Annotated in this window: 13 protein-coding genes; 3 read left to right on the plus strand and 10 right to left on the minus strand. The window is 43.6% G+C overall.

Annotated features, from left to right (window positions below; genetic code table 11):
• Positions 1-47: 47 nt before the first annotated feature.
• The 3 genes from ABID56_RS04020 to ABID56_RS04030 are packed head-to-tail and all read right to left on the minus strand — an operon-like array spanning position 48 to position 3,009.
• The gene (locus ABID56_RS04020; protein ID WP_354219333.1) at positions 48-716 is read right to left on the minus strand and encodes a response regulator transcription factor; all 669 of its coding nucleotides are present in this window, start codon (positions 714-716) and stop codon (positions 48-50) included.
• 1 nt (position 717) lies between these two features.
• Positions 718-2,097, minus strand: coding sequence for a sensor histidine kinase (locus tag ABID56_RS04025; protein ID WP_354219334.1), 1,380 nt, complete (start codon positions 2,095-2,097; stop codon positions 718-720).
• Positions 2,098-3,009: a F510_1955 family glycosylhydrolase gene (locus tag ABID56_RS04030; protein WP_354219335.1), complete on the minus strand. Its 912-nt coding sequence runs from the start codon at positions 3,007-3,009 to the stop codon at positions 2,098-2,100.
• A 351-nt stretch (positions 3,010-3,360) separates the two neighbouring features.
• Between ABID56_RS04030 and megL the strand changes: the two genes are divergently transcribed.
• Positions 3,361-4,536 carry a methionine gamma-lyase gene (gene megL, locus ABID56_RS04035; RefSeq protein ID WP_354219336.1) on the plus strand — a complete coding sequence of 392 codons (1,176 nt, stop codon included), beginning with the start codon at positions 3,361-3,363 and terminating at the stop codon, positions 4,534-4,536.
• A 41-nt stretch (positions 4,537-4,577) separates the two neighbouring features.
• Here the strand turns inward: megL and ABID56_RS04040 are convergent, their stop codons facing one another.
• The 5 genes from ABID56_RS04040 to ABID56_RS04060 are packed head-to-tail and all read right to left on the minus strand — an operon-like array spanning position 4,578 to position 9,342.
• Positions 4,578-5,369: a lytic transglycosylase domain-containing protein gene (locus ABID56_RS04040; protein WP_354219337.1), complete on the minus strand. Its 792-nt coding sequence runs from the start codon at positions 5,367-5,369 to the stop codon at positions 4,578-4,580.
• A gap of 42 nt (positions 5,370-5,411) precedes the next feature.
• The gene (locus tag ABID56_RS04045) at positions 5,412-6,437 is read right to left on the minus strand and encodes a threonine aldolase family protein (protein WP_354219338.1); all 1,026 of its coding nucleotides are present in this window, start codon (positions 6,435-6,437) and stop codon (positions 5,412-5,414) included.
• A gap of 12 nt (positions 6,438-6,449) precedes the next feature.
• Complete coding sequence (gene pabB, locus ABID56_RS04050) at positions 6,450-8,189, minus strand: aminodeoxychorismate synthase component I (RefSeq protein ID WP_354219339.1); 1,740 nt, start codon at positions 8,187-8,189, stop codon at positions 6,450-6,452.
• Positions 8,182-8,772 carry an anthranilate synthase component II gene (locus ABID56_RS04055; protein ID WP_354219340.1) on the minus strand — a complete coding sequence of 197 codons (591 nt, stop codon included), beginning with the start codon at positions 8,770-8,772 and terminating at the stop codon, positions 8,182-8,184. The genes pabB and ABID56_RS04055 overlap by 8 nt, the downstream gene beginning before the upstream one ends.
• Before the next feature lie 9 nt (positions 8,773-8,781).
• Positions 8,782-9,342, minus strand: a complete 561-nt coding sequence (locus tag ABID56_RS04060) for a flavin reductase family protein (RefSeq protein ID WP_354219341.1) — start codon at positions 9,340-9,342, stop codon at positions 8,782-8,784.
• A 90-nt stretch (positions 9,343-9,432) separates the two neighbouring features.
• Here ABID56_RS04060 and kynU point away from each other — a divergent pair, with 90 nt between their 5' ends.
• Positions 9,433-10,713: a kynureninase gene (gene kynU / locus ABID56_RS04065; protein ID WP_354219342.1), complete on the plus strand. Its 1,281-nt coding sequence runs from the start codon at positions 9,433-9,435 to the stop codon at positions 10,711-10,713.
• Between the two features lie 13 nt (positions 10,714-10,726).
• On the plus strand, positions 10,727-11,341 hold the full coding sequence (gene kynB, locus ABID56_RS04070; protein WP_354219343.1) for an arylformamidase: 615 nt from the start codon (positions 10,727-10,729) through the stop codon (positions 11,339-11,341).
• 218 nt (positions 11,342-11,559) lie between these two features.
• Here the strand turns inward: kynB and ABID56_RS04075 are convergent, their stop codons facing one another.
• Together ABID56_RS04075 and ABID56_RS04080 are read right to left on the minus strand one after the other, a co-directional pair.
• Positions 11,560-12,567: a FecCD family ABC transporter permease gene (locus ABID56_RS04075; RefSeq protein WP_354219344.1), complete on the minus strand. Its 1,008-nt coding sequence runs from the start codon at positions 12,565-12,567 to the stop codon at positions 11,560-11,562.
• On the minus strand, positions 12,564-13,556 hold the full coding sequence (locus tag ABID56_RS04080) for a FecCD family ABC transporter permease (protein ID WP_354219345.1): 993 nt from the start codon (positions 13,554-13,556) through the stop codon (positions 12,564-12,566). The genes ABID56_RS04075 and ABID56_RS04080 overlap by 4 nt, the downstream gene beginning before the upstream one ends.
• Between the last annotated feature and the right edge of the window lie 14 nt (positions 13,557-13,570).

The following is a 13,570-nucleotide window of genomic DNA, read 5'->3' on the forward strand; positions in this document are numbered from 1 at the left end:
TAAGTGCCACCTCTTTAACTTTCAGATCAACCTAGGTTGCACTCTCATCACCTTTCCCATTTATAACCGACACCCCATACGGTTTTAAGGTGTTGATCAACTGGGAAATCTGTTTGTCTTATTTTATCGCGAATGTTTCTAACATGAGAATCAATCGTTCGACCTTCAACGTCTGAATTGAATCCCCAAATCAAATCAATTAATCGTTCACGTTCAAATACTTGATTCGGATGTTTAAGAAGTAATCCAATCATTTCAAACTCTTTTCGCGTTAGCTTAATGATCTCACCTTTATATGACAATTCATATGTTTCATGATTCCACACTAAACCGTTCATTTTTAATACGTTTTGAGGTTGTGTCCGCTTCAGTAACGCTTCCATTCTAGCCACTAACTCCAAATCATTAAATGGTTTCGTGATGTAATCATCAGCCCCTACATCGAATCCTTTAAGAATGTCTTCTTGTTCATCACGTGCTGTTAGCATAATAATCGGGATGTCTGAAATCGTTCGGATCCTTTGAGATAAATCAAAGCCACTTATATCAGGCATCATCACATCTAACAAAATAATATCAATCGATTCCTCATCTAAATAGTTTAACGCCTCGGATCCATTTAACGCTTTAAAACAAGTATATTCGTATGTTTGCAAATAGACTTCTATTAAATCGAGCATCCGCTGTTCATCATCAACGATTAATACACGCTTCATTTCAATCACCCTTTGGCAAACTCACTGTCACCGTCGTTCCATTTCCAAGTTCGCTATCCATTTCAATAGTTCCACCGTGCGACTCAATAATTTCCTTTGTAATCGTTAGTCCAACACCCGATCCACCACTAAGACGTGACCGTGATTTTTCCACTCGATACAATCGGTCAAATACGTAAGGCAACTCTTCCACTGGCACACCTTCACCTTCATCAACAATCTTGATTATAATCGTATTTTCCTCAGTGGTAACGTTAAGCGAAACCTTGCCACCTTCATTCGAAAATTTTCTAGCATTATCTAAAATATTCAGTAAAACTTGTCGAATACGTGGTGGGTCTACATAAGCCATTAACTCATCAGAGCAATCGGATTCGACGGTCAACTGTTTATCATTAAAAGCCGGTGTCAGTCGAGCCATCACATCTTGTATAAGTTCACATAGCGAAACCCATTCTTGGTTAATCATAAATTTGTTTTGATCGACTTTTGCTAAATCAAATAAATTTTTAATCAAAATCGATAATTGTTCTGATTCCTCTTTAATGATTAAGCTATATTTTTTTCGGTCATCAAATGAAGTATTGGGCCTATTAATAATATCAGCATACCCTTTGATATATGTTAAGGGTGTTCTAAGTTCATGTGATATGTTAGATAAAAATTCACTTCGTTCGCTTTTTAATTGATCTAACTCGTTCGACATGTCGGTAATGGACCGTGCTAAACTCCCGAGTTCATCTTGACGCGATGTATTTAAATGAATTTGCTTTTCGCCTTTATTAATTTGTTCTGTTGCTTCTTTAATCCTTATTAACGGGGTTGTCATGAATTTAGACAAAATCAAAATTGTGACAATCGTTAGAATCAAAGTCAATATACTTGCCCATTTAAATTGATTTGCTAATTCCGACAAAACTTGTTTAACATTGCTTGTCTCAGCAAACATCATGACATAGCCTTCTGTGTTGTCCGCCACGTTTATTGGACTGCTGGATGCAATGTAGTTTTCATGGCGCCAATCGTCTTCGATCATTTCTCCTTCTTGTCGAACAGACAGATTCATTGATTGTTGAATCAGTCCTTCGAGTTCTTCATTTAAATCATTTGATCGGGCGATAACCTCTCCATTGTTGTCTGTAATCACAACGATAAACTGAGATGACGATTCCATAGTAGCAACATGTTCTATCGTTGATTGATCATAATGATCTTCTAAAACATCGCGATGCGTGTTGCCACGCGCTAATAAATTACTCATGACCTCATCAACTTGTTGGTTCGCTAAATTCGTATAGAGTGTCACAAATAATAACGATTCAATAATCAAAATTAACACAAAGAACAGCATGCCAATTCGAAACGAAAGCTTTTTCATCATTTACTGAATACGTCCGCTTTCAGACAGTTTTTCCCACGATTCCGTGTTATCTTGACTTATATAAACCGCTTCATTGACATGCGTATAAATCGCGTACTCAGCTGGTTGATCAGGGTTTCTCGCAATATATTTTGGGGCATCTCCTTCTAAATCAGGCAAAGATTTTGCCACCATATCTCCCGTATCTAGATCATAAGCGATAAGTGATGCATCATCTCCTTCTTGATATGCTGCATAATACAGCGTATCAGGTGTAAAATGGACACTCATACCTTGTCCTTGATCAGTGATGAGCCGGAAGCTACCCCCTCGGTCTTTAGATAAATAAATACCTTGAGTCGTCGCAATCGCTAATTGTTCACTATCGGTAGGGTGAATGGCTAATTTGACTAATTCCCCTTTAACTTGTTCAGCCTCAATCACTTCCCACGTATCACCATTATCCTCACTTAAGTAAAAACCTTTTTCTAATTTTGAATTAGCTTCAGAATTATATAAAAAGATATCATGACTTTCATATCCAGCAGCTAAATAATGGAAATCAGTTTCACCTAAGAAATCAACCTCATTCAATGATTCGCCACCATCACTACTTTTTTGTACTCCTAGTGGATTAGGCAAATCGGATTGTAAATTAGGATGACCAGATGTGTAAAACCCCTCATCAATCACACTAAATCCCATGTAATCATGAATATTATCTGTTGTTTCATACCAAGTATCATCTTCATATATTCTAAGGCCATGGTGAGTTCCGAATAACAATCGACCACTTTTTTCCTCATAACCCATACCATGAACATGAGTTAGCTGATCGCCTTCTAATTCTCTCGTGAACTGAGAATGTGCACCATCGTTTGTACAACCCACTAAAAGCGAAAAACCTATAATAGCAATGAACCAAATTCGCACAATCATCCCTCCGCATTCTATTTTCGCATCACATTATATCACTAAGTTATCAAGAATTTATGCAAAAAGTTTGTGCAGACGATGAACTTAAGTCGTATTACATTAGAAAAATGCTCTAACTTATTAAATAAACCCTCTGATTTATTCAATAAGTTAAATTGGGCCCCTTAGTTTTGAAATAAATCGGCCGATTTATTTCAAAACATCGTGCATTTATTTCAAAAATTAAAGCACTTATTTAAAAACTTCGGCTCATATTTAATTTAGGAAATTTTTCTCGAAATTATCGAAAGCGCTTTCATATTTTATGTTATACTTTACCTAAAAGGATATATAAGGGGGAGTTTTTCGATGACGAATCGATTTGAAACAGATGCAATCCATCATGCGTATGATTCTAAGGATCATTATGACAGTCTAGCAACGCCAATCTATCAAACATCAACGTATACGTTCGCCAATGCTGAACAAGGGGAAGCACGTTTTGCAGGTGAGGATAGCGGATTTATTTATTCACGACTCGGTAACCCGACTGTGAAACATCTCGAAGAACGAATTGCCAAGTTAGAAAACGCTGAAGCAGGCCTCGCCTTTGCATCCGGTATGGCTGCTGTGTCTGCCACACTCATCGCCTTAACAAAAGCGAATGATCATATTTTATGCTCACGTGGTATTTACGGTTGCACATTTGGCCTACTCGATATTATGCGAGACAAATATAATATCCAATCCGATTTTAGTTTTATGGAATCAGAAACTGTCTTGCGCCAAATGATTCAAGACAATACAACCGTCATTTATATCGAAACGCCGATTAATCCAACAATGAAAATGATTGACCTTGAGATGGTCGCTCGTGTGGCGAAAGAATACGACATTCCTGTTGTCGTCGATAATACGTTTTCATCACCGTATTTACAACGCCCGATCGATTTAGGCTGTGATATTGTCCTGCACAGTGCCACGAAGTATATCGGTGGCCACGGCGATGTCGTCGGCGGACTACTCGTTGGAAAGGAAGAATTTATTTCAGAAGTGGCCATGACGACGCAAAAAGATATCGGTGGCATTATGGCGCCATTTGACGCATGGTTACTGCTACGTGGGTTAAAAACATTACCAATACGAATGGATCGCCATTCCGATAACGCCGAAAAAATCGTCGCTAAACTAAAAGCGCACCCGAAAGTAAAAAGCGTTTATTATCCGTTCGATCCTGACCACGAACACTATCACATTGCTCAAAAACAAATGAAACTCGGTGCTGGCGTGATTTCATTTGAATTAGAAGGTGGCAAAGCGGAAGCTCAAGCCTTTTTAAACAAACTATCGTTTATTAAATTAGCAGTTAGTTTAGGCGATGCGGAATCGCTCATCCAACATCCAGCAACAATGACGCATTCGGTCGTACCGGAAGAAAGCCGGCAACATATGGGGATTACCGATTCACTAATTCGAATGTCATGTGGCCTAGAAGCTTGGGAAGATATTTGGGAAGACTTGAACCAAGCGCTTGAACAAATGTAAGACAAAAGCCATCACCTGCCCATTAGGTGATGGCTTTTGTCTTATCCTAAAATTTTATTCACGTAGTTTTGTGTCTCAGCAAATGGAGGCACGCCACCATAGTAATCAACATTTCCTGGGCCAGCATTATAAGCAGCTAGAGCATTTTCTAAATTGCCGTCGTACCGATTAAGCATATCGCGTAAGTAACGCGCACCGCCTTCAATGTTTTGCTGGGCGTCGAACGGATTCGTCACCCCTAAGGCTTCAGCGGTTTGAGGCATTAATTGCATAAGTCCCTGCGCTCCAGCGTCACTGACAGCAGATGGGTTGAAACTAGATTCGGCGTTAATGACCGATTTAATTAAATCCTGATCTAAGTTAAACTTATCTGCCACGCTTTGAATAATGTCATCAAACTGAGATGACCCGATCTCGCTCGCATCAACCGAAACATCTTCACCACTCGCATCGACTAACGCTTGTTTAATCTGATCGGTTTGGGACGAAAACATGTCTGTCATAAAATCGCCGTTTAAAAGGCTACTCGGCATCATACCTGCCATAGACGTATTACCAGACATTGCGTTCGGCATCATCATATTAAACATAGACCCTGCACCACTCGATGACGAACTAGAGCTCCCAAACGGCATCAGCATCTCAGCCATCGAACTGTTACTGAACTGATTACCACTCGACATACTCGGCATCATATTAGCACTTAGCAACTGCTGAAACGAATCACCATTTAACAACGAATTCGATTGATTGTTTTGATCCGTTTTAAATGGGCTATTTTGCAAGGCACGTTGATACCCTAACACGGCTTCAAACATACGTGAATCGACCATACCGTCCACTCCTCTAAATGTGTCGAAAAATCTCTTATTCTATTATAGCATATTTTTGATATTTTTCAGCACTTGGATCGTGTCGTCGATATCCCGTTCATTCACGTCATAATGAGTGACAAACCGAACGAGCGTCGGGCCGAATTGAACCGCTTTAATGCCATTGTCTGCTAAACGTTCCATCATTTCAGCACCACTTATACCTGCCCGCGCCACATCCATAATGACGATGTTCGTTTCAACGGGATATTTGAGGTCAAAGCCTGCTTCCTCTACACCTCTGGCTAACTTTGCTGCGTTATTGTGATCGTCGCCTAACCGTTTCGACATCTCTGTTAAAGCAATCATCGCTGGCGCCGCAATGACACCGACTTGACGCAAGCCACCGCCTAATCGTTTACGCCATTTGCGCGCTTGTTTAATAAACGCTTTAGACCCAGCAATAATCGAACCAACTGGTGCGCCAAGCCCTTTCGATAAACAAATTTGCACCGTATCAGCTTGTTCAGCATACGTTTTCACCGACACACCTGATGCTGCCTCGGCATTAAACAAACGTGCGCCGTCTAAATGAACTGGAATATCATGCGCTTGCGCGAGTTCATACGTCGCCTTCATCGTCTCGAGGGGTACGACAGCCCCACCTGCTCGGTTGTGGGTGTTTTCGAGTAAAATAAGGCCCGTTTCAGGTAAATGCACGTCTTCAGGGCGAATGGCCGCTTCGACATCGGCTGGTGCCATGGCGCCTCGCATTCCATTAATCGTACGTGGTTGGACACCCGCAAAAGCCGAAATCGCAGCCCCCTCGTAATAAAAAACGTGCGCTTCTTCTTCTAACAAAATTTCTTGCCCAGGCTGCGTGTGCGTTAACACCGCAATTTGATTGCCTTGCACCCCGCTTGTGACAAATAAAGCCGCTTCTTTCCCTAACATATCAGCTGCTTTCTCTTCTAATAAGGTCACAGTCGGATCTTCTTCATACACATCGTCACCGACTTCCGCGTGAAAACTCGCCTCACGCATCGCCTGTGTCGGTTTGGTCACGGTATCGCTTCGTAAATCTATCATGCTATTCGCCTCCTAATGTAATAAATCGATCGTCACCCATCCGCGCACACTGTTTAAGTAGGCGAATTGGTTAATGTGATCAATCTCATGTCGTTTTAACGATCGTTCGTTTAAAACACCTGTCGCCACTAATGTATCACGATAAGTTCCCGGCAATAAGCCGTCTGTTACAGGTGGTGTGTACCATTCATCACCCAGTTGATAGGCAACATTTCCTGTTGTAAATTCCGTCACGTCACCGTATTCATTCCACAACAACGTGTCATGAGCACGGCCATCGTGTTTCGCTAATGACGTGTAGACATCGCGATGCGTCGTTTTATGGTACAAAAAAGGATTGTGTGAATCGATCGCGCTGTCCGCCAACACCGCTGACATCGTAGTCGGTGATTCGCTAATCGGTGTTTTTTGAATATCGACCGCACCATTTTGATCGACTAACAAACGTAATTTATACAACCCTTCTGATTCTCGTTTTACTTCATTTAACGTCGCTAAAACGGTCGCCTCACTCACCTCGATTTGAAAATAATGGGCCGATGCGCGTAAACGGCTTACGTGTTCGTCTTCTAACCAAATATCACCATCACTTAAACGCATCGTTTCTAACAACTGAAAATCGGGTGCTTTTCGGTGTAAAACGCGTGCTTTCGCCACCGTTTCCTCATATTCCCCGTCCGCTGATGAATCCCAAGTGACGCCACCGCCAACACCGTACACCGCTCGCCCTGTGTCGCGATCCCAGACAACGGTTCTAATCGGCACATTAAAGATTGCCTGCCTATCAGGGGTCAACATACCGATCGCGCCACAATAAACACCACGTGCACTCGTTTCTAACTCGTTAATGTGAGCCATCGTACGTTGTTTCGGAGCGCCCGTAATCGAGCCACACGGAAAAAGGGCAGCAAATATGTCGCGTAACGTCATGCCTGCTTTCGTCTCGGCTTGGACCGTTGACGTCATTTGATGCACCGTCGGATACGTCTCAACTGTAAATAGCTCAGGCACACGGATCGTGCCCGTTTTCGCGACTTGGGTCACGTCATTTCTTAGCAAATCGACGATCATCACGTTTTCTGCTTGATCTTTTTCAGATGAAGCTAATTGTTGTTTCAGTGCTTCATCATGGTCTACCGTGAGACCGCGCCCAATCGTCCCTTTCATCGGTCGCGTGTCGATCTTCTCGCCGTCCCACGCAAAAAATAATTCAGGTGACACGGAAATAATATCGTATGTGCCGAATTGTAAGTGAGCCGTAAATGACGCTCGTTGAGACTGGCGCAGCTGCTCGTACCATTGCCCTGTATCGACGTCAGCCAACTCAGCGATTAAGCGCATCGTGTAATTGACTTGATATGTCACCCCACGAGCGATTAAATCGTGAATCGCTTGAATCCGCTGATAGTACGCTTGTTTCGGCGTATCAGGTTGAAAATCAGCATCGACAAACGCGTCGGGTTGGTTAGCCGTCACGGGAGCTTTTGCTTCTTTAAAGACGGCAAATGTGCAATATGGTACATCATCCAGTTCATGAAACGACAAATGCGGATAAAATGCTTCAGCTGCTTCATAACTGACGTAACCCGCGACGTAATACCCTTGCTTTTGGTAAGCTTCTGCTCGGTCTAAGACGTCACGAACGTCATGAATCGTGTCAGCTTGTAAAACATCAACAGGGTCCTCAAATACATAGGCTGATTGCTCAAGCCACGGGTGGTTGAAATGGAATGTCATACGCGTCTTATTCAACACGAGCACCTCCCCGCGCCATGTCTCGAATCGCATTTCGAATCATCTGTTTGCCATGCGTCGTTAAAATCGCCTCAGGATGAAATTGCACTGCTTCAATGGCGTGCTGTTTATGCCGAACGCCCATCACATCGCCTTCGTCTGTCCAACTCGTAACCTTTAAATCACACGGTATGTCTTCAGTTTCAGCTATTAATGAATGATATCGCGTCACCTGTGTCGGCGAATCGATCCCGGAAAACATACCGTCGCCATCATGGTTTATCCATTCACGTTTACCGTGCATCGGCATCCGTGCTCGACCGATCCGACCACCAAACGCATGAACGACGATTTGAAACCCTAAACAAATGCCTAACACTGGAATGCGACCAGCGAGTTTTTGTAATAAAGCTACTGATTTTGGTGCGTCGTTTGGGTTGCCTGGACCAGGGGATAAGACAACCATCTTAGGCTGAAGGGCTAACACGTTTTCAAACGTCGCCTGATCATAGGGCAAAACTTTAACGCGCGCACCCGTTTGCGCCATATAGTCGACAATGTTGTAAGTAAATGAATCGTCGTGGTCGATCATGACAATCATCGCCATCCCTCACATTTCGTCACGGTCGACTCGTTTCTCAACGCGATCGCCAGTCGTCGTATACATCGACCGCCCAAGGTATAGCGGAATCGTCAGTTTCGAATCATTTGGCAATCCGTTCGGTAAAAACAAGTCATCGTCACGATAGAATTGCGTGATATCACCAACAAACCAATCGTGATCCCCGTATGTATTCACATCAATCACCTGACACTCATAAGCGACATAAGCATCCCGTAGTATCGGGGCATCAATGGTCAGACCGCGATCAAAAGCCATGCCACCGAGGTCAAATTTGTTAACGTGACTCCCGCTAAAACTGCCTGATTGTTGGATGAATGTCGCCTGTTCCATCGGTAAAAAATGAACCGCAAATGCCTCTGATTGTTTGATTAAATCATATGTATAGCGTTCACGTCCGATCGCCACACCATAAATCGGGGGATCAAACGAAATATACGAATGCCATCCTGCAGCCATGACATTATCTTGTCCGTTATGCCTCGCCGTTACGATCGCGACCATACCGGGATAACTGTGCATCACCGTTTTGTCTGTTGGTTGTCTCATTTTCGGCCTCCTCTAAGCTTGTCTCCATCTATTTTAACAGAAAATTCACTCACCCGAACGCATTTTATGATATATTGAAATGAAGGAGTGATGACAATGTTTAAACCGACTGAATCATTTGCGCACGAACTCGACGCAAATGATCCATTAAAAGATTATAAACACGAATTTTATATAAGTGACGACCATATTTATTTAGATGGCAACTCGCTCGGCCTCATGCCGAAACGAGCGGAACAATCGTTACAAGATGTGATGAACGCTTGGAAACACGAGGCGATCGGCGGCTGGATGAACGGCGAGCACCCGTGGTTTTATCTATCCGAAACGTTAGGCGACCGCATCGCCCCATTAGTCGGCGGCAAGCCTGAAGAAGTAATGGTGACCGGGTCCACAACGACGAATTTGCACCAACTCGTCAGTACCTTTTATCAACCTAAGGGTGAGCGTACGAAAATTTTAGCCGATGAACTGAACTTCCCATCCGACATTTATGCGCTGCAAAGTCAATTGCGATTACACGGGTATGACCCAGATGAGCATTTAATCCAAGTCGAAAGCCGCGATGGTCGGACGATTGATGAGGATGATGTGATTGAGGCGATGACCAATGACGTGGCACTTATTGTACTGCCAACCGTGCTATACCGTAGCGGACAGCTTCTCAATGTTCGCAAACTGACAGAAGCAGCACACGCTAGAGGGATTTTGATTGGGTTCGATGGTTGCCATTCTGTTGGAGCTATTCCACACCATTTTCACGAGGATGGGGTTGATTTTGCGTATTGGTGTCATTACAAATACGTCAATAGTGGTCCTGGTGGTGTTGCCGGGTTATTTGTTCACGACAACCATTTCGACCGCACCCCTGGCTTAACGGGCTGGTTCGGTTCTGATAAAGACAAACAATTCGACATGGAACACACCTTTACGAAAGCACAAGACGCGGGCGCTTTCCAAATCGGAACACCGCACGTCTTCAGTACTGCACCGTTAATCGGATCGTTAGATTTATTTGAAGAAGCGGGCATCGAAGCGTTGCGTGCTAAATCGCTTCAGGCGACAGCTTATTTTATGTATTTAGTCGAGCAGGAGTTGAGTGACTTCGGCTTTACGATTGGTAATCCACGCGAAGACGAGCGTCGTGGCGGCCATATTTGTTTAGAACACGAAGCAGCGGCGAGCATTTGTAAAGCGTTAAAAGATCACGATATTACACCGGACTTCCGCGCGCCTAACGTCATTCGCTTAGCACCTGTTGCCTTTTACGTGTCTTATCACGACATTTACCGCGCTGTTCATATTTTAAAAGATATTATGACGAACGAAACGTATAAACAATACCAAAACGAACGCGACGTCATTGCGTAAGGAGGATTTAGCTATGATCGATATTTCGCGCACATTAAACGCTGACACACCTACATGGCCAGAAGACGAACCATTTTCATATGACCTGACCGCTTCGATCGCTGACACAGGGTCCGTCAATATCGGGCAATTTACGACGAGTTGTCATACCGCGACTCATATTGATGCACCGTTTCACTTTAACAATAGTGGCTTAACCGTCGACCAATTGCCGATCGATTTATACGTCGGCCGCGTCTTAGTCGTCGACGTCACAACGAAACAGCGCATAACACCTGAAGATTTAGCACTAATCGATTTACAAGGCGTACGACGCGTTATTTTAAAAACAGACACATGGCCAAACGGTGCGCCGTTTCCGACCGAGATTCCCGAGCTCGACGCGCGCTTGGGTAGCTTTTTCCATGAACACGGTGTCGAACTCGTCGGTGTGGACCTCCCTTCTGTCGACCCGCTCGACAGCAAAACACTCGATACACACCACGCCTTCGAAGCGAACGACATTCATATTTTAGAAGGCGTCACGCTCGACGGTGTCGAAGCCGGTCTTTACCACTTATCAGCCTTACCCCTCAAACTAGAAGGCGCCGACGGGTCCCCCGTCCGCGCTATTCTGCAAGAGATTTAAACAAATCCCGATCGCCCTAACACATGATGGGCGGTCGGGATTTTGATTTCGCCGTATAAACTGTGATTTTCGCCGTATGTGAGCGCGATTTCGCCGTATTGTCTTATATTTTCGCCGTATCGGACAAAATTTCGCCGTATCACGCTTGAATTTCGCCGTATCGCATCCAAAATTCGCCGTATCAACTCGAGAATCAACCCTTAAATTAGCAAAATCTCTTATTTTCTCATCAACAAATAAACAAAATAGGGTGCACCGATTAAGGCGACGACAATTCCTGCTGGCACATTACCGACCTGTAATAAGTTCATACCAATCAAATCCGCAACTAATAAAAGCCACCCGCCAATGACTAAACAAATAGGTAAATATAATTGTGTGCGCGGTCCAACCAATTGTTTCGCCAAATGCGGGGCGAGTAAACCAATAAAAGAAATGCCACCTGTCACCGATACAGCAGACGCTGCTAATGCAACAGCGATTAGTAACAGGATTAATCGCACTTTTTCAATTCGTAAGCCAACACCAACAGATGCTTGTTGGTGTAAACTTAATATATTCATTGAATTCGCAAGCCAGAAAATAACCGGCACTAAAAACAATAGCCATGGAAGTAATATGTATACAAAAGGCCAATCCGTCCCCCATATATCACCAGCCATCCATTGAACGATAAAATCGACTTTTTCTCGTTCAGCTGAACTAATTAATACGACCATCAGACCTGAAAAAGCCATCGAAAAGCCGACACCAGTTAAGACGAGACGAACAGGTTCGATACCTGATTGTTTTCGGTAAGACAGCGCGTAAATCATCCCGGCAGTCAGAAAAGCGCCTAAAAACGCCACAAAGGGTAGCATAAAAATAAACGATCCTGAATCAATTGGACAATATAAAAAGTATATCGCAACAGCAACACCAGCACCTGAGTTAATGCCAATGATGCCAGGATCTGCTAAATCATTTTTCGTGACAGCTTGGAGAATAGCGCCAGATAAAGCAAGTGCAACCCCTGCTAAAATAGTGATTACTATCCGTGGCAGACGAATCGAAAATAACACGAATTCCTCTTCAAATGTTCCTTGACCGATAAATGTCGCGATAATTCGCTCAAATGCAACAGTTGAATCACCTAATTGCAAACCTATTACAACTGTTAATATTAAAACAGTTGAAAAAAAACCTAACAAAACACGTTGTTTTCGAATAAGACTTGGATGAATCATGAGAATGATCGCCCTCCTTTATTCAAAACATAAAGGAAAAACGGCAGCCCTAAGCAAGAGACAACAGCAGCAAGCGGTGTTTCGTAAGGCGCGTTAATCGTGCGCGCAATCGTGTCCGCCCCTAACATTAATATACCTCCAACTGTTGCGCTCATCGGCAAAATAAACCGATAATCGGTACCGACGAGCGGACGAACCATATGTGGCACCATCAATCCGACAAATGCCAAGTTACCGACTAATGATACGGCCCCGCCTGCCAACAAAATAATAACGATAAACAATAACGTTTTAATCAACCTCAAGTTCTGTCCGAGACCGACTGATACATCTTCACTCAAACTCATCACCGTTAATTGGCGCGATAATAACAAAGCAACTAACATCCCTATTCCGATGATCGGGGCTAACACCATCAACTGTCCCCAAGACGTCCCCATCACGGCTCCTGCTGTCCACATCGATACGTCTTTTGATATTTGAAACAAAATCCCTGTTCCTTCAGCAATCGCGTATAAAAATGCCGACACTGCAGCGCCCGCTAGCACGATACGAAATGTGTTAAAACCACGCGGATTCAACGCACTAATACCGAAAACAAGCACCGCGCCGACAGCTGAACCGATAAAACAAGCAATCATAATCCAAAAATAATTTGCTCCTGGTATAAAAGCAATTGTCACTGCAAGTGCTGCATTAGCACCCGCTGTTAAACCAAGCAACCCTGGATCTGCTAACGGATTTCGCGTCATCCCTTGCATGATCGCGCCCGCTACAGCTAATGCCGCTCCAACCATTAACGCGCCTATTTCCCTTGGTAAACGAAGCTCTCGCAGTATTAACACATCTCCAGTAGGATTTGATTGCGTAATAGCTAGCCATACGTCATTAATCGTCGTATCAATTGCACCGAACACCATTGACACGACAAGCATAACTAGCAAGAGCAAAATAGAACTAATAAATATGTATGGGAAACTCGCTCTCATAACCATCAACCTTT

This window comes from Alkalibacillus flavidus, assembly GCF_040545925.1.
GTDB classification, from domain to species: Bacteria; Bacillota; Bacilli; order Bacillales; family Alkalibacillaceae; genus Alkalibacillus; species Alkalibacillus flavidus.